Annotated in this window: 18 protein-coding genes; 9 read left to right on the top strand and 9 right to left on the bottom strand. The window is 73.5% G+C overall.

Features of this window, described 5'->3' with window-relative positions; all coding sequences use genetic code 11:
- Positions 1-3: 3 nt before the first annotated feature.
- From ACV7NM_RS29060 to ACV7NM_RS29070, 3 genes are all read right to left on the bottom strand, one after another.
- Positions 4-231, bottom strand: a complete 228-nt coding sequence (locus ACV7NM_RS29060) for a DUF6296 family protein (RefSeq protein ID WP_463413064.1) — start codon at positions 229-231, stop codon at positions 4-6.
- A gap of 108 nt (positions 232-339) precedes the next feature.
- Entirely contained in the window at positions 340-840 is a 501-nt protein-coding gene (locus ACV7NM_RS29065; RefSeq protein ID WP_463413065.1) for a C40 family peptidase, read from the bottom strand.
- Positions 841-1,070: 230 nt separating this feature from the next.
- A complete protein-coding gene (locus ACV7NM_RS29070; protein ID WP_463413066.1) occupies positions 1,071-1,757 on the bottom strand; it encodes an HSP18 transcriptional regulator in 687 nt (228 codons plus the stop codon).
- Between the two features lie 163 nt (positions 1,758-1,920).
- Between ACV7NM_RS29070 and ACV7NM_RS29075 the strand changes: the two genes are divergently transcribed.
- The 8 genes from ACV7NM_RS29075 (at position 1,921) to ACV7NM_RS29110 (ending at position 8,968) form a co-directional block, all read left to right on the top strand.
- Positions 1,921-2,358 carry an Hsp20/alpha crystallin family protein gene (locus ACV7NM_RS29075; protein WP_463413067.1) on the top strand — a complete coding sequence of 146 codons (438 nt, stop codon included), beginning with the start codon at positions 1,921-1,923 and terminating at the stop codon, positions 2,356-2,358.
- A gap of 209 nt (positions 2,359-2,567) precedes the next feature.
- Complete coding sequence (locus ACV7NM_RS29080; RefSeq protein ID WP_463413068.1) at positions 2,568-2,963, top strand: DUF2267 domain-containing protein; 396 nt, start codon at positions 2,568-2,570, stop codon at positions 2,961-2,963.
- Between the two features lie 50 nt (positions 2,964-3,013).
- The gene (locus ACV7NM_RS29085; RefSeq protein ID WP_463413069.1) at positions 3,014-3,466 is read left to right on the top strand and encodes a DUF2267 domain-containing protein; all 453 of its coding nucleotides are present in this window, start codon (positions 3,014-3,016) and stop codon (positions 3,464-3,466) included.
- Between the two features lie 68 nt (positions 3,467-3,534).
- Positions 3,535-4,782 carry an SLC13 family permease gene (locus ACV7NM_RS29090; RefSeq protein WP_463413070.1) on the top strand — a complete coding sequence of 416 codons (1,248 nt, stop codon included), beginning with the start codon at positions 3,535-3,537 and terminating at the stop codon, positions 4,780-4,782.
- Between the two features lie 180 nt (positions 4,783-4,962).
- Complete coding sequence (locus tag ACV7NM_RS29095) at positions 4,963-5,142, top strand: hypothetical protein (protein WP_463413071.1); 180 nt, start codon at positions 4,963-4,965, stop codon at positions 5,140-5,142.
- A 356-nt stretch (positions 5,143-5,498) separates the two neighbouring features.
- Positions 5,499-6,833, top strand: coding sequence for a uracil-xanthine permease family protein (locus tag ACV7NM_RS29100; protein ID WP_463414107.1), 1,335 nt, complete (start codon positions 5,499-5,501; stop codon positions 6,831-6,833).
- Positions 6,834-6,857: 24 nt separating this feature from the next.
- Positions 6,858-8,264, top strand: coding sequence for an amidohydrolase family protein (locus tag ACV7NM_RS29105; protein ID WP_463413072.1), 1,407 nt, complete (start codon positions 6,858-6,860; stop codon positions 8,262-8,264).
- Positions 8,261-8,968, top strand: coding sequence for a sulfite exporter TauE/SafE family protein (locus ACV7NM_RS29110; protein WP_463413073.1), 708 nt, complete (start codon positions 8,261-8,263; stop codon positions 8,966-8,968). The genes ACV7NM_RS29105 and ACV7NM_RS29110 overlap by 4 nt, the downstream gene beginning before the upstream one ends.
- Here the strand turns inward: ACV7NM_RS29110 and ACV7NM_RS29115 are convergent.
- The 3 genes from ACV7NM_RS29115 to ACV7NM_RS29125 form a co-directional block, all read right to left on the bottom strand.
- Complete coding sequence (locus ACV7NM_RS29115; RefSeq protein ID WP_463413074.1) at positions 8,965-10,026, bottom strand: LacI family DNA-binding transcriptional regulator; 1,062 nt, start codon at positions 10,024-10,026, stop codon at positions 8,965-8,967. The genes ACV7NM_RS29110 and ACV7NM_RS29115 overlap by 4 nt on opposite strands.
- Before the next feature lie 88 nt (positions 10,027-10,114).
- Positions 10,115-11,320, bottom strand: coding sequence for a beta-ketoacyl-[acyl-carrier-protein] synthase family protein (locus tag ACV7NM_RS29120; protein WP_463413075.1), 1,206 nt, complete (start codon positions 11,318-11,320; stop codon positions 10,115-10,117).
- Positions 11,317-11,568, bottom strand: a complete 252-nt coding sequence (locus tag ACV7NM_RS29125; RefSeq protein WP_463413076.1) for an acyl carrier protein — start codon at positions 11,566-11,568, stop codon at positions 11,317-11,319. The genes ACV7NM_RS29120 and ACV7NM_RS29125 overlap by 4 nt, the downstream gene beginning before the upstream one ends.
- 198 nt (positions 11,569-11,766) lie before the next feature.
- Here ACV7NM_RS29125 and ACV7NM_RS29130 point away from each other — a divergent pair, with 198 nt between their 5' ends.
- Positions 11,767-12,600, top strand: coding sequence for a lysophospholipid acyltransferase family protein (locus tag ACV7NM_RS29130; RefSeq protein ID WP_463413077.1), 834 nt, complete (start codon positions 11,767-11,769; stop codon positions 12,598-12,600).
- 25 nt (positions 12,601-12,625) lie between these two features.
- Here ACV7NM_RS29130 and ACV7NM_RS29135 read toward each other — a convergent pair whose 3' ends face one another.
- From ACV7NM_RS29135 to ACV7NM_RS29145, 3 genes are read right to left on the bottom strand one after another with little or no spacing between them, the layout of a single operon-like run.
- The gene (locus ACV7NM_RS29135) at positions 12,626-13,663 is read right to left on the bottom strand and encodes a beta-ketoacyl-ACP synthase 3 (protein ID WP_463413078.1); all 1,038 of its coding nucleotides are present in this window, start codon (positions 13,661-13,663) and stop codon (positions 12,626-12,628) included.
- Positions 13,663-15,099, bottom strand: a complete 1,437-nt coding sequence (locus tag ACV7NM_RS29140; RefSeq protein ID WP_463413079.1) for a cytochrome P450 family protein — start codon at positions 15,097-15,099, stop codon at positions 13,663-13,665. Before ACV7NM_RS29140 ends, ACV7NM_RS29135 begins: the two co-directional genes overlap by 1 nt.
- 28 nt (positions 15,100-15,127) lie before the next feature.
- Positions 15,128-16,552 carry a lipase family protein gene (locus tag ACV7NM_RS29145; protein ID WP_463413080.1) on the bottom strand — a complete coding sequence of 475 codons (1,425 nt, stop codon included), beginning with the start codon at positions 16,550-16,552 and terminating at the stop codon, positions 15,128-15,130.
- Positions 16,553-16,609 lie beyond the last annotated feature (57 nt).

The following is a 16,609-nucleotide window of genomic DNA, read 5'->3' on the forward strand; positions in this document are numbered from 1 at the left end:
CCCTCACCCGAGCGGGCGGGCCTCCAAGGCCGTGACCGGGTCCTGGTGGCCGCCCGACGGGAGCATGCGTACCTCCCCGCGGTCGCTGATCTCCGCCCGTACGATGCCGGTCGGGTCCTCGTACACGGGGTGGCCGCCCGGCCCCGACTGCTGGGTCCGGGACACGACCACGATGTCGGGGCCCGCACCGGGCTCGCCGGGAAGCACCAGTTCGTAGCGCTCGGCGCTCACCTGGGGCCTCCTTCCGTCGGGCCCGTCCAGGGCTCTCCTCCTTCCATCATGGGTGAAGGGGGCGGGCGATGCGCGAGGACGGCGCCGCCCCGTGCGGGACGGGCCCGTTCAGCCCTCTCGGCCGTACCGGACGTCGGAGGTCCAGATCCGTTCGAGACGTACCCGGCCGCCCGGACGCGGGGCGTGCCAGATCTTGTCGCCCCCGGCGTAGATGCCGACGTGTTGCATGGTGGCGCCCCGGGGGAAGAAGACGAGGTCGCCGGGGGCGCGCCGGCCGGGCGGGATGTGGCGGGTGTGTCGCCACTGCTGTTCCGCGGTGCGTGGCAATCGGCCTCCGGCCTTGCGGAACGCGTAGAAGGTCAGCCCCGAGCAGTCGAATCGTTTGGGCCCCGCGGCGCCGTAGGCGTACGGGGCCCCCCGTTTGGAGGCGGCCACCGCGACGGCTCTTGCGCCATGCGATACGGCGGCGTGGGCCGATGTGGCGCTGCCGGTCACCGTCGAAGCGGCGAGGAACAGGCCGAGGAAGGACAGGGCGAGGACGCGGGGCGAGGGGGCCGAGGGTCTTGGTTCTCCGGGTGAATGCGCGTATTCCGTTCCGTAGGGGGCCATCGTGATACCTCCGCATTGGGTTGCAGGAACAGCCCCGATCGCGGGGCTGGTCTTGATTGACATGCGCTTGGCTTTCGACGGCCGACCAGTCTTCCTCCCGGTCGGGAGGATTCCGGTGATTGGGCGCCCCATGCGGTGTATCGGTTACGTAAAGAGACGGATCGATTGCATACTGTTACGAGAGGTTCGGGGTTTCTTCCCCCGGCGCGGCCGGCCGGGGGCGCCGTCCCTCAGGTCTCCCGGCGCTGCGTGTCGCTGTCTCGGCGAAGCCGGTGCGTGTGGCGGGTCATCTCGTCGATGCGCTCGGCGAGCTCGGAGTGCTCGGGGCGCAGGTGGCGCCGGGTGTCGGTGAGCGGGCCGACGAGATGGGCCGCGTCGTCGAGGGCGAGGGCCTGGTTCAGCTCCCCGAGCTGCCCGTCCGCGCTGGCGGGGAGGTCGGTCAGGGCGGTGACCTGCCCGGCCAGTCGGCGCAGGCCCGCCGCGTTGTCCCGGGCCCACGCGGTGACGGTGCGGTCCGCGGCCCGCCGGTCGCGCACCGCCTGCACCCGCTGCTCTCCGGTGACCCCCGCCTCGCCGGGACGCTGACGCAGGTAGCGCCGCTCGGCGGCCTGGCGGCTGGCGACGCCGAGGGGCCCGGCAAGGTCCGCCCAACTGGCGCCGGCCTCGCGGGCGGTCTCGATCAGCCCGGCCTCCCAGCCGGCGAGCTGCTCGCGGACGTGGCGCAGCAGCAGGAGGCTGGCCAGGGCCGGATGCGGGCCTTCCGCGGCGGGGGCTTCGCCGCGGTGCGCGACGTCCGTGTCGTCGTCGGTCTGGGCCTCCCGGACGGCCCGGTCGATGGTCTCCAGGGCGGCCGCCGCGGCGAGGAAGGAGGCGGGGCCGGTGTCCGCGGGGGGAGCGGGCTGCGCGGGTGGGGTCATGGGGTCTCTCCGTCGATCGAACTCGTCATCCTGATCCGGTCAACCTGATCTGGTCATCCTCTCGATGACGCCTCACTTGTCATCGTCTGGATGACATGTTACAACGGAAGCACGTTGAAGCGCATTGGCAGTTCCTGCCGTGACCGACTGGAGGTGTTTCGCGATGTTGATGCGCACCGACCCGTTCCGCGAGCTCGACCGGCTCACCCAGCAGCTGATGGGGACCACCGGTACCTGGTCGAAGCCATCCGTGATGCCGATGGACGCCTATCGGGAAGGCGACGACTATGTGATCGCCTTCGACCTCCCGGGTGTCTCCGCGGACGCGATCGACATCGACGTCGAACGGAACATGCTGACCGTCAAGGCCGAGCGCCGGCCGACGGCCAAGGGCGAGGACGTGCAGATGGAACTCTCCGAGCGTCCCCTCGGCGTGTTCTCCCGGCAGGTCATGCTCGCCGACACCCTGGACACCGAGCACATCAAGGCCGACTACGACGCGGGTGTCCTGACCCTGCGCATCCCGATCGCCGAACGCGCGAAGCCGCGCAAGGTCACCATCAGCGCCACCGGCAGTGGCCGCAAGGAGATCTCCGGCTGACCGGCCCCCGGCCGCTCGCCCTGTCCGGGCCCTGACCGACCGCGGGCCCGCAGCCCGATACGGCAGTCACCCGGACAGGGCCCGAGGCGCGGAGGACGGGGTGCTCACTCCCCCCGGCAGTCCCGTCCCCCGGCACGAGTGCACGGTCCGCGGGTCCCCCGGCCCCCGGGTCCGTGCCGGCGAGCACACGCACCGAGGAGGACAGGCCCATGGCCTTGCGTTGGGAGGCGTTCCTCGACCAGGTCCGGGAACGCGGTGAATACGACACCCCTGAGGAAGCCGATCGGGCCGCCCGCGTCGTCCTGGCCCTGCTCGGCGCCCACATCGTCGGCACCGAGCGCGCCGAACTGGCGGCCCGCCTGCCCGAGACGTACGCCCTGATCCTCCTCAACCCCTTGCAGGCGGTGGAGCCGCTGTCGCCGGAGCGCTTCGTTCGCGCCACCGCGGCCTGGATCGAGGGCGCCTCGCAGGCGACGGCGGCCTGGGACGTCGGCGCCGTGCTCAGCGTCGTCGCCGACGCGGCCGGCGAGGACCTCACCCGCCGGCTCCTGCTCCAGCTGCCACCCGGCTACGACCTCCTCTTCGGGAGCCCGCAGCCGACCTGAAACCTCTTCCGCCACCCCCGACCCGTCGACGAGAAAGGCGCACAGCCTCCATGTTCCCCCGGCCCGAACAGCGCCGGCAGGCGCCGGACATGACCTACGACCAGATGGTGGAGAAGGTGCGGTACGAAGGCGCGTACCCCACCCGGGAGCGGGCCGAGGGCGCGGTCCGCCACGTCATGTCCGCCCTCGGCCGCCAGATCACGGGCGACGAGCGGGTGGGCCTGGCCGCCCGCCTGCCCGTGGAAGCCGCCCTCGCCTTCACCGGCCAGGTCCCCGACCCCAAAGCGCTGACCGGCTGGGCCTTCGTCAAGGACCTCGCGGCGCGGACCGGCGGTACGCCCGCCACTGCCCGTTGGGAAGCCGGCGCGGTCCTCACCGTCGTCGCGGCCCTCGCCGGGCCCGATCTCCTCGCCCGTATCCTCTCCGGCCTGCCGGAGGGTTGGGCCCTCCTGTTCGGCCGGCCCCAACTCCTCACCCCGCAGCCCGCCCGCAGCGCCGCCTGACCACTCCGGCTGACGCGCGGGACCGGGGCGGCCGCCGCCCCCGGGGGCACTGCGCGATGATCAGGGGTATGTCCGTCGAGTTCGTCTCCGTGATCGCCCTGGTCGTCGTCCTGGTGTGCGCGGTCGTCCGCCCCTTCGGCCGGTCGGAGGCGGTCTTCGCGGTACCGGCCGCAGGGGTGGTCGTCGCCGTCGGCGGGATCACACTGGGCCACGTACGCGAGGAGGCGGAGCGGCTCGGGCCGGTGATCGGCTTCCTCGCCGCGGTCCTCGTCCTCGCGAAACTCTGCGACGACGACGGGCTCTTCCACGCCTGTGGGAGCTGGATGGGGCGCTGGGCGGCAGGGCGCCCCCGCAGGCTGCTCGGCGCCGTCTTCGCCCTCGCCTCGCTGATCACCGCGGCGCTCAGCCTGGACGCCACCGTGGTCCTGCTGACCCCGGTGGTGTTCGCGACGGCCGCCCGCATGGGCGCACGACCCGCGCCCCACGTCTACGCGGCCGCCCACCTGTCCAATTCGGCCTCGCTGCTCCTGCCGGTGTCGAACCTGACCAACCTGCTGGCCTACACCGCCAGCGGTCTGACCTTCACCCGCTTCGCGCTGCTGATGACGCTGCCGTGGTTGGTCGCGATCGGCGTCGAGTACCTGGTCTTCCGCCGCTTCTTCGCCACGGACCTGAACGCCCCAGCGCAGCGGGCCGAGGCCGCGGAACAGCCCGAAACGCCACTGTTCGCGCTCGTGACCGTCGCCGCCACCCTCGTCGGGTTCGCGGTCGCCTCCGCCCTCGGTGTCGACCCCGCATGGGCCGCGGCCGCCGGGGCGCTGGTGATGCTCGTACGGGCGTTCGCGCGCCGCCGCACCACGGTGGGCACGGTCCTGCGCTCCGCCGCCCCTTCCTTCCTCGCCTTCGTGCTCGCGCTCGGCATCGTGGTCCGGGCGGTCGTCGACCACGGCCTCGGCGACGCCCTGGGCCATGTCCTGCCCGGCGGTACGGGGCTGGTCGCCCTGCTCGGCACCGCGGCGCTCGCCGCGCTGCTGGCCAACCTGATCAACAACCTGCCCGCCGTTTTGGCCCTGGTCCCGGCGGCCGCGGTCGCCGGCCCCGGAGCCGTGTTGGCCGTACTCATCGGGGTCAACATCGGTCCCAACCTCACCTATGCCGGGTCATTGGCCACCCTGCTGTGGCGGCGCATCGCCCACGGGCACGACCACCCGGTCAGCCTGGGGAAGTTCACCCGGCTCGGCCTCCTCACCGTCCCCGCCGCGCTCGCCGCCTCCACGCTCGCCCTGTGGGTTTCGCTGCGGATCCTCGGCACCTGACGCGCTGGTGCCGACCCGCGGCCGTCGCAACTCCCGCACGCGAATGGCGTTGTGGACGCGGTCGCCGGCGTCGCCGACGGGCAGGCTCATCTCACGCGTTGTGTTTACCGCCAGGATTTTCGGTTACAGGATGTAGTGAAAGACAGTCAGAACCGTCAGTACCCGACGGAAGGCAGGAACATGAACCTCGTTGCCGGGCTCATCCTCGTCGCGGTCCTCGCCGTCATCGCCCTGTTGGTCGTGGCCCCTTCGGCCCCCACGCGGGGCAACCCCTCTCCCGGCCGCCGACGTTCCGGCGCGCACCGGCTGAAGACCGTTCCCCAGCAGCGCGGTGCGGGCCGCTTCCACACGCCGCAGTGACCCGCACCCGGGCACCCTACTCCCCCGACCCCCTCGTGGGGGAGGGGGATTTTTTGTGAACCGGACGATGCCGACCCGTCTCGCCCAGACATCTTGACGCGGTCGAGGAGCCCTCACATACTGGCGGCCAAATCGATTTGGCTTTGTCGCCGCGACCCCCGTCCCGGGCCGTGGGGCAGACATATCCGGAACGAGCCGAACGGAGCTCGAACGTGCCCAGTTTCCGTACCGTGAACCGCCGCACCACAGCGTCGCAGTCCCCCTCGGAGGACCGGCCAGACCCCGACTGCCCCGGAGACCGGCCCCACCCCGGGGACGAGCCCCACCCCGTCGACCAGACGCGCCCGCTGGGGCGGATCCTTCTCTTCGGCATCCAGCACGTCCTGGTGATGGCCGCGACCCCCATCTCGGCGATCTTCCTGATGAGCGCCACCCTGGGGCTCGACTCCCGGCTCACGGTCAAACTCCTTTCCGCCGCCTTCGTCCTGTCCGGGATCGGCTCGCTGATCCAGTCCCTCGGACCCTGGAAGATCGGTCCCCGGCTCCCGTTCGTCATGCTCCCCGGGGGCGCACCGCTCATCCTGTTCCTCGCGATCGCGCAGCAGCACGGCCTGCGCACCGCCACCGGCGCCGTGCTCCTGACGGCCGCCTTCTACTTCGTGGTCCTGCCGGTCTTCTCCCGGCTCCTGGCCTTCTTCCCCGCGCTCGTCATCGGCACGATGATCGTCATCGTCGGCGTGAACCTCGTGAAGGTCGGCGCGGTCCTGGTCACCGGCCGACCCGGCGAGCCCGGCTTCGCCGATCCCACCCACCTCGTGCTGGGCCTGGCCACCATCGGGTTCACCGTCGCCTTCTACCGGCTGTTCACCGGCGTCCTGCGCCAGCTCGCCGTCATGCTCGGCCTGATCGCCGGTACCCTCCTCGCCTTCGCCCTCGGCGCCGTCCACTTCGCGGGGGCCCTCCACGGCCCGCTGCTCGGTGCGCCCGAACTCCTGCCCTTCGGCTCACCCCAGTTCAACCTGGTCGCCGCGCTCCCGCTGATGCTCTACAGCCTCGCCTCCATGGCGGAGGCCACCGGCCAGACCGTCATCAACGCGGAGGCGGTCGGCAAGCCCATCGACCGGCGAGTCGACGTACCCAAGACCATCCGCGGCGACGCGGTCGTCTCCTTCCTCGGCGGATTCTTCGGACTGCCGCTGATGGTGACCAGCGGCGAGAACATCGGCATCGTCCGCGTCACCGGCGTCCGGAGCCGTTTCGTCACCGCCGCGGCCGGCGTCGTACTCATCTGCGTCGGGTTCCTCGCCCCCGTGACGCGCGCGATCAGCTTCGTGCCCGCGGCGGTCGTCGGTGGCACCGCCATGGTGGTCTTCGCCGTGATCACGGTGCTCGGCATCCAGATGCTGGGACGCGCCGAACTCGACCGGCACACCAACACCTTCATCTGCGCCGTGTCCCTCGCCCTCGGACTGCTGCCGATCCTGATCCCGGGCGTCTACGGGAGCCTGCCGTCCGGGCCGCGCATCCTCCTCGAAAGCGGCGTCGCGGTCGGGGCGTTCACCGCCGCCCTCCTCAACGTCCTCTTCCACCACCCCAGGCTGCGCCGCGCCCACCCGGCCGAAGCGCCCGGGGCCGCGCCGCACCCCGAGCCGGAGGCGCAACCCCTCCACGAGGCCGCACCGCGCGCCTGAACTCCCTTCACCGGAAAGAGAACCATGAACGACGTGTCCCCCGACCACCTCGCCGGCACCGGCCCCCGGCTGCTCGTGCCCGACGTGGTGATCACCCCCGACGGTCCGCTCGACGCGCACGCGGTCGTCGTGGCCGACGGCTCCTTCGGCGCAGTCGGCCCCGCCGCCGAACTGGAGCGCCTGCACCCCCGGTTGACTCCCGTACGGCTGCCCGGGCACGCGCTGATGCCCGGCTTCGTCGACACCCACCACCACCTCACACAGAGCTTCGGCGCAGCCCTCGCGTTCGGTGAGCCCTCCGAGATCTTCCGCCGCGTATGGGCGCCCCTGGAAGGCGCACTGGACGAGGAGTCCGCCTACGTGGCGGCGAAGCTGGCCGCGCTGGAGTCCCTGCGCGGCGGGTTCACCACCGTCGCCGAGGCGGGCACCCGGGCCGCCGTCGAGGCCGACGTCGTCGCGGCGGCCGCGCGGGACGCCGGGATCCGCTGCGTACTGGGGCTCCTGTGCAACGACGCCCCGGGCGCCGACTCCCCGGACGTCATGGCCCAGGCGCACAAACACCTGGTCCGCTACGACACCGACGACCTGATCCACCCGTCCCTCGCCGTATCCATCCCCGAGGCGGCGACCGCCCGCACCCTGCGGGAGACCGCCCGCCTGGCGGCCGAGGCGGGAGCCGTCGTACAGATCCACGTCAACGAGCACCTCGTCGCCGTCGAACGCTCCCTGGTCCGCCACGGTCTGCGCCCCCTGGAACACCTGCACCACGTGGGCGCCCTCGGACCGCAGTTGGTGGCCGCCCACGCCACCCTCCTCACCCCCGCGGAACTCACCCTGCTCGCCGACAGCGGAGCCGCCGTCAGCTACAACCCGGTGGCCAGCGCCTGGAAGGGGAACGCCGTCGCCCCCGCGGCCCTGATGGCGGAGCGCGGCATCCGTTTCGGACTCGGTACCGACGGCACCCGGGGCGACGCCTTCCGGCTCGCCGACGCCGCGGAGTCCGCCCAGCGCCTCGCCTACGGACTCGCCTCCGGCGACTCATCCTGCGGAGCGGGTTGGACCTGGCTGGAGCACGGCACGCGCGGCGGCGCCGACGCGCTGGGCCTCGGCTCCTTCACCGGAACCGTCACCGAGGGGGCCGCCGCCGACTTCCTGCTCATCGACATATCGACTCCCGAGATGCGGCTCTCCTGGGACCTGCCCTGGGAGCTGGTGCGGCGCGGCAACCGCGACCAGATCAGCGCTGTCTTCGTCGGCGGCCGGCTACGGCTGTGGCACGGCTGGCCCACCGACTGGGACGGCCCGGCGCTGGTGCGGCAGGCGGTCGAACTCTCCCGCTCCGTGCTGAGGCGCGCAGCCGTCACCCGGACCCACCCCACCTCCATGGCCGCCCGCGCCGACCGCCACCACGAGCGGAGCGTGGCACGGTGAGTACGCAGACCCTGGCCCTGCTGGCGGCGACGGTGGCGCTCGCCGCGTTCGTGCAGGGAACCAGCGGGCTCGGGTTCGCTCTGATCGTCGCCCCGGTGGTCGGCCTGCTGGACCCGTCGCTGTTGCCCGTGTTCGTGCTCGCGTCGATGATCCCCCTCAACGCGTACGTCGCCTGGCGCGAGCGGGACAGCGTGGACCTGCGCGGGGCCGGCTGGATCACCGGGGCGCGGCTGGCGGCGACCCCGCTCGGCCTGGTACTCCTGTGGGCCATTCCCGACGGCCGGCTCGGGCTCTTCGTCGGGGCGGCGACGGTCCTGGCGGCGCTGGTCAGCCTGGCCGCGCCCGCCTTCACCCCCGGCCGGGGCGCGTACCTGGGCGCCGGCCTGGTCACCGGGCTCACGGAAACCGCGACGGGGGTGGGCGGTCCGCCGCTCGCGCTGGTCTACCAGCACCGGCCGCCGGCCGAGCTGAGGGCCACGATCGCCGTCTGCTTCCTGGTCGGTGAGGTGGCCTCGCTCGCCCTGCTGTTCGCGACCGGCCAGGGCCATCCGGGACAGCTCGGCCGGGCGTTGTCGCTGCTGCCCGCCCTGGCCGCGGGGGCCTGGCTGAGCCGCCTGGTGCACCACCGCCTGGACGCCCGCCGGATGCGGCTGTTCGTGCTCGGCTTCGCCCTGGTCTCCGGGGTGGTGCTGATGCTCGGCTAACCGGTCTTCGACGGACCCGCGCGCAGCGAGGACACGCGCAGCGAGGACGCGCGGGCGATCAGGCGGGGTTCGGGCGCCGTGGCCACGGCCGGGGCGTCCTCCCCCCGCAACCGGCCGAGCAACAGCTCCACCGCTTCGAACGCGGCGTGGTCCAGGTGCAGGTCCACCGCCGTCAGCGGCGGTTCGCAGGTGCGCGCCCGCAGCCCGTCGTAGCGGGTGACGACCATGACGTCCTGCGGAATCCGCCGGCCGGCGTCCTTCAGGGCCCGGACCGCGCCGACGGCGAAGGTGTCCACCAGGGCGCAGACGGCGTCGATGTCGGGGTGGGCGGCGAGCAGCGCCGCGCAGGCGTCGTACCCCGCCTGTTCCCCGCCCTCCTCGGGAGCGGTCGCCACCAGCGGCTGCCCGCCGTGCCGTGCCGCGGCCCGCTCGAACACCACCCGGGCGTCGACGCCGGAGTGCCGCGCGCCGTCCCCGACGATCAACGCGGGCCGCCGTGCCCCTTGCTCCCGCAGGTGCCCGAGCAACAGTTCCGCGACCGGGGTGCCGCGCAGGTCGACGTAGGGGGCGGCGTCGGCGGGGGAGACCGGCCGGCCCAGCGCCACGTACGGCAGCCCCCGCTCGCGCAACTGCGCCACCGCGACGTCGTCCGTGTCGGGCTCCACGACGATGGCCCCGTCGATGTCCACCGAGTACAGCGGGGAACCGCCGCGGACCGGCGGGACGAGGACGAGCGCGTAACCGTGGACGAGCGCCCGCTCCGCGGCCGCCGCGGCGACCTCCATGTAGAAGCCGAGCCGCGACGGGCCGCCCGCCACGGCGAACGGCATCGACGACGCCAGCGCGATGGCCTTCGCCTCGCCGCGGCGCAGGCGCTGCGCGCGCAGATTCGGCCGGTACCCGAGCTCGGCGGCGATCGCCTTGATGCGTTCGCGGGTCCGGGGATCGACCTTGCCGATCCCGTTCAGGGCATGCGAGACGGTCGTCCGCGACACCGAGGCGGCCCGGGCCACATCGGCGATCGTCGGCGGCCGGGCACCGGTACCGGAAGGCGACATCTGGGGTAACGCTCCTCGCGCTGAGCAGGGGTGACCTCCGCATCTTCGCCGACCGGGGCCCCCGCCGGAAGACGCGGCCCCGCGCGGTTCAGGTCCGCGCGAGGACCGCGACCGCGTTGTGGCCGCCGAAGCCGAAGGAGTTGCTCACCGCGACCTCGAAGGCGTGCGCGCGGGCCGCGCCCGCGACGACGTCGATCTCCGCCGAGGCGTCGGGCTCGCCGAGCCCGGCCGTGGGCGGGACCACGCCCTCGGTCAGGGCGAGCACGGTCAGCGCCGCCTCGATGGCTCCCGCGGCGCCCAGCGTGTGTCCCAGGGCCCCTTTGGACGAGGTGACCGGCGGCCGGTGGGGGAACACGCGCCGCACCACGCCCGCCTCGATCTCGTCGTTCTGCCGCGTCGCGGTGCCGTGGGCATTGACGTGGCCGACGTCCGCGGGCGCCGCGCCGGCGTCGGCGAGGGCGGCGCGGACGGCCTGCTCGGCGCCCCGTCCCGCCGGGTGCGGGGCCACCAGGTGGTGGGCGTCCGTGGAGGCCGCGTACCCGATGAGCCGCGCCAGTGGCCGCGCCGTCCGCGCCGCCGCGTGCTCGGAGCGCTCCAGCACCAGGGCGCCCGCGCCCTCGGCGATGACGAAGCCGTCCCGGGTGGCGTCGAACGGCCGCGAGCCCGTCCCAGACAGGGCGCCGATCTGGGTGAAGCCCGCCACCATCAGCCGGGTGATGGCCGCTTCGGCGCCGCAGACGAGCGCGATGTCGCACCGCCCCGTCGAGATCAGGTCCCGGGCCAGACCGAGCGCGGTGGTGCCCGAGGCGCAGGCCGTGGAGGTGGAGAGGGTGGGACCGGTCGCCCCGAAGCGCAGGGCGATGTTGGCGCAAGCCATGTTGATGAGATAGCCGGTGAGGAAGTAGGGCGAGACGAATTCCGGCCCCCGTTCGGCCAACCGGGCGAGCGCCGTCTCCTGCGTCAGCAGGCCCCCCATGCCGCCGCCGGTGACGACGGCGACCCGGCTGCCGTCCCACTGCGCGGGGTCGAGCGCGGCCTGGTCGAGCGCCTGGGCGACCGCCGCCAGGGCGAAGCGGTCGACCCTGTCGAGACGGCCCGATCCGCGGTGGCGCAGCACGGGATGGTCCAGTTCCGGAACGCGACAGCTGAGGGAGACCGGCAGACCGTCCAGCGCGGGGTCGGGGGCGCAGGTGGGGCGGCCGGCGAGCACCGCCGACCAGGTGGTGTCCCGGTCGCAGCCGGCGGCGGTGACCAGGCCGACTCCCGTGACGACGGCCGCGGGGCGTCGGCTCAACGGCCCGTGCGTCGTGCGCGGACGGCCTCGGCGAACTCCGCGAGCGTCGAGGCGCGCAGTTCCTCCTCCTCGACCTTGACGCCCAACGTCTCGTGTACGGCGATGGCCATCTCGACCACCATGAGCGAGTCGGTCAGCAGCTCGCGCATCGGCGCGTCCGCCCGCACCTCGTCGGCGGGGACCTCGAACTTCTCGATGAGCAGTTCGCTGATCGCCTGGAGGACGGATTCCTGCGCGGAAATGGTCACGGCATCTCTCATTTGCGGTTTCGCGGCCTCGTGCAGCATGGTGACGCAGGGCCGGCGGTCGAAGGTGAACGGAAAAGCGATTTTCCCGGGCCGTGGAGCGGGGCTCGTGCCCACATAAGTACCACGGCCGCCTAATTACTCAAAACGCGTCCGCGACCGGCCTTTTGATGACGCCTGCTGGGAGAGTGAGGATCATTCATGTCGGAAATCCTGACCGATTCGACCGTCGATCCGGTCGACCCGATCGTCGATCCGGTCGCCGTGGCCGATGTGCTCGACGTGGCCGGCGTGGAGCTCCGCAACCTCGGGCGCCTGTTGGGCGAGGCCGGGGAGACCGCCTGGGAACGGCTCCTCGCGTGGCTCGTCGACGAGTACTTCCGGCTGGAGGTGACGGGGTGGGAGAACATCCCGGCCGAAGGGCCCGCGGTCCTCGTCGCCAACCATTCGGGTGCCTGGGGGCTCGACGCATTCGTCCTCCAGAACGTGCTCGACCGCGGACTCGACCGTCCGCTGCACGTACCCGCCGCCCCCGTGGTTTTCCGATTGCCGGTCGTCGGTTCGTACGCGCGCAGGAAGGGCGCTATTCCGCTCGATCCGACCCTGGGATGGGAACACCTGAACGCCGGGAAACTCGTGGGAGTGTTTCCCGAGGGAATGGCCGGACTGGAAAAGCCATTCGACGAGCGTTACCGGCTGCGTCCGTTCAGCCCCGGATTCGCCGTCACCGCCGTCCGGGCCGGCGCGCCCGTCGTCCCCGTCTCCGTCATCGGGGCCGAGGAGGCGTGCCCCAGGCTCGGCGACGTGCCGGCCCTGGCCCGCCTCCTCGACGTGCCCTTCTTCCCGATCACACCGCTCTTCCCGCTGCCGTCCAAGTGGTTGATCACCATCGGCGAGCCGATTCCCGCGCCCCCGCGGGCCGACTCCCTCGCCGGGCGCTCGGCCGCCGCCCGCCGGCTCTGCGCCGAGGCACAGGCCGCCGTCCAGGAACTCGTGGACCGCGAGCGCGGCCGGCGGGAGACGCCCTTCTGGTGACCCGGTCCGGCGGCCGGGGGACGGCTCACCCGTCGTCGGTCACCGCCCGCACGTCGGGCCAGACCAGGGTCGTCGACCCCCAGGCCAGCCCCGCGCCGTAGGCCGTCAACGCCACTCGCATCCCCGACCGGAGCGTTCCCGCGGCGGCCGCCTGGGCCAGCAGGACGGGCACCGAGGCCGCCGCCGTGTTGCCGTACCCCTCGATGTGCGACAGCATCCGCCCCGGCGCCAGGCCCAGTTCGGCGGCGAGGCCGTCCAGGATGCGCTGGTTGGCCTGGTGGGCCGCGACCGCGTCCAGGTCGCCGAGCACCCACCCGGCGCGGTGCGTGGCCTTCGTCACCGAATCGCACATGCCGACGATCGCCTGCTTGCGCACCACCGGACCGTCCATCCGGAAGTACGCGGAGACCGGCTCCTCCGCCGTCCCCGCACCGCGCTTGCGCGCCCGCGCCCCGCCCCCGGGAATCTCCAGCAGGTCGGCGCCCGCGCCGTCGCTGCCCAGGTCGAAGGGCCCCAGCGCCCCCGGCTCGTCGACCGTGCCCGCGCGCAGGACCACGGCGCCCGCGCCGTCGCCGAAGATGGCCGCCATCAGCCAGTCGTCCGGATCGACGAACGCGCTGAACACGTCCGAGGCCACCAGCAGAGCGCTGTCGAACGCCCCCGAGACGATCATCGACGCGGCGACGCCAAGGCCGTACAGGAACCCGCTGCACCCCGACGCCAGATCGAACGCCGGAACCGTCCCGCACCCCAGCCGCGCGGCCACCTCCGGAGCTCCGGCCGGCAGGAGCCGGTCCGGCGAGATGGTGGCCAGGACCACCGCGTCGGCCCGCGCGAGCCCCGCCGCCTCCAGCGCGCCGCGTCCCGCGCGTACGGCGAGGTCGACCGTGGCCTCCCCGTCGGCGACGCGACGGCTCCCCACGCCGATGCGGGCGCGGATCCACTCGTCGCCGACGGGCCGGTTCCCGCACAACTCGGCGTTGGTGACGACGCGCGGCGGTACGTAGGAACCCAGTCCCGCGACCACCGCGCCGCGGCGGCCGTCCGGTACCCGAGCCGCCATCAGCCGGCCAGCCGCTTCGCTGCCCGCCGCACGTCGTCGGCGGCCCGGGCACACCGCTCGGCGTGGCCGAGGAGGGTCATGCGGAACCCCTCTCCCGCCTCGTCGACGTCCCAACCGCCGTTCCCGGCGCATGCCGCGAGGCTCTCCGCGTGGCACTCCAGCCGGTCCGCGCTCGTGTGGGCGAGGGCGCCGTACGCCGCCGGCGCGAACCCGTGCGCCGAGAGCGGCACCGCCGCCGGCAGGCCGACCGTCACGCGCCCGTCCCCGGGCAGCCCCTCGTCCTCGCGGAACGCCACGAGCAGCGTGCGCGGGTCCAACGCCTCCGGCAGCCGGTCCGCGCCGAACCGGGGCGAGATGACCACCGGGTGCACCGCCTCCGTGACCCGGCCCACGACCTCCCGGGCGACGTGCTCCGCGAAGCGCGCCGTCGCGCACCCGGACGGGGCCCCGCACAGCGGCGACGGCCCGGCGCCCGAGCGGTCCTCGTCGCGCGCCCAGCCGGGCGCCCACAGGATCTCCGTCCCGGGCTCGACCGCAAGGTCCTCCCACACGAACGCGCCGCTCACCGGGTACACGGCGGCGGGGACGGCCGGGTAGCGGCGCAGGGCCTCGCCCACCGCCTCGCCCGCTCCGGCCACCGCCCCGACGGCGAGCAGGGCCAACGCCTGGAACGTGGCCCCGGCGGCGGCGACACCGACCACCGCGAGCGCGTGCGCGAGCGCAGGGGCCGCGGTCTCGGGCCCGGCTCCGTCCGCCACCAGCCACCCGGCCAGGGAGTCGGGGTCGGCATCGGCCAGGTACGGGGCCAGCCGCCGCCCCAGAGCCTCGGTCCGGGCCCCGTGGGAGCGGCGCCCGGACTCCGCCGAGGCCCGCGCGACGATCTCGCTCAGCAGCGTGTCCTCGGCCGCGGCCGTGCCCACCACGACCCGCCGGGCGACCCGCGCCATGCCGCGCCGCCATTCCTCCCAGTCGAGCGTGCCGTCACCGCGTCGGGCCGCGATCAGCCCGTCGACGTCCTCGGCCGCCGGCGCGGCCCATTGTCCCCGCGCCACCGGGACCTCCCGTCCCAACGGCACGTGTGGCGAGAGCCCGTACCGGAGGCCGCCCGGGGTCAGGCCGCACGGCGTGCCGAGCACGCCCGCTTCCTCGGCCCGGGCGAGGAGCCCCGCCGCGTCGACACGGGACGGCGGTACGAGGAAGGTCCCGAAGGCGGTGCGCAGCCGTACCGGCCGCCCGGACCGGGTACGCCGCAGGTGCGCCAGCAGCCCGCTCGTCACCCCCCCGCGGGTGAGCGCGTCCAGCCCCAGCGCGCGGGCCGGGGCGTCCGTCCACGGCAGCCGGTGCGCGAGCATGGCCGCGCCGAACACGGCGTTCTCCAGGGCCCGGGCGGTGGCCGGCCCGCGGGCCGTGGTTGCCGGGCTCTCGGCAATGGTCATCGGTCGCTCTCCCTCGTGGTCGCCGTGGTCACTTGTCACGGAGCATGTACGGCTGGTTGCCCACGACTTCGCCGTCGTAGGTCGTGATCAGCTTGTTGACCTGGTCCCGGTACGGGGACAACTCCCCGCGCAGGGTGTCCGAGTACGCCTGCGGGGCGTGCGACAGCGGGTAGTCGTACGACTCGTCGAGCCACGCCAGCTCGACCCAGCTGTCGGGGATGTCGTTCGGCGAGGCCGGCCCGCGCCCGTCCAACATGGGGATCACGTCGTGCTTGTTCACGAGGCTGATCACCTGAGTGGTGTGGTCGGCGGGCCTCTTGCCGTCGATCGGGGAGCCCACCGTGATCACATGGGTGATGCGGTACGTCGACGCCAGGTCCACGTCCATCGCGAGGTTCATCGCGGTCAGCCCGCCCAGACTGTGCCCGACGATCATGAGGTCCGATCCGGCGGGCAGTCCGGAACGCAGGAGCAACCGCTTCACGGCGCGCGTGTACGTCGTGTCGGTGCGCAGCAACCCGTCGAACGCGCCGACGAGGTCCTGTGGGGTGCTGTTGCTCAGCAGGCCGAAGCTGGTCCCCGGCAGCAGGAGGACGTGCCGCTGCTCCCCGTCGGCGCACGCCACGCGGCGCAGCAGGACCAGCCCGTGGTTGCCCAGCGCCCCGATGTCGTTGACGTAGCTGACGATGTCGTTGTGGGACGTGTCCAGCACGCGCGCCAGGATCGGGTCCGGATCGGCCCGCTCCGCCCGTCCGGGCCCGGGGTTGAGGCGGCCCAACAGGGAACTGGGCAGTCCCAGGAAGGGATCGGTGGTGGGGACGCCGCCGGCGAGGGTCACCCACGAGAAGTCGTCGTTGACGGGGTTCTCGTCGAGCAGCCCCGACAAGGCCAGCAGTTCCATGATGACGGGGGAGACCGTGGTCAGGGCGCGGGTCACACCGAACCGCTCGACCAGCGCGTACATCGCCCGCAGCGCCTCGATCCGGTCCCCGCGGACCATCGCGTCCGTCAGGCGCCTGGCCAGGGGCGAGTCCAGGTTCGGGTGCTCGACCGCGACGGCGCGGATGCGCATCGCGAACGCGTCCACCGCCATGGCCACCTTCGCGGGGCGGCGGTACGTCACGCTCCCCGCCATCCGCGCCAGTTCGCCGAGGAGGCCGCCGTTCGCCCCGAAGCCGAGCCCCGCCGGGCTGGTGAGCGCCTTCACGCAGGAGACCGCCGTGCCCAGCGCCCAGCCGGGGCGGCGCAGCGCCTCCAGTACGAACCGGGGGCTGGAGAGCGCTCCGGTCAGCTCCGCGCCCGCCTGCTTCGCGGTGAGCGCGGCGTCCGCCAGCAGGATCGACGCCGCGATGAGCAGTTCCGCGTCGGTCCGGTCCGGGGCGCTCCTCCCGACGTCCTGCGGCCCCTGCTGCGCGGGGACATGCCGAGTCGTTCCGTCGACCACCTGACTCACGGGTGTGCTCCCTCTCGTCCCTGTGCGACGGCCGCGCCGCCGTATCCGCTGTTCGCG

Source organism: Streptomyces sp. Tek67B01 (assembly GCF_055231995.1).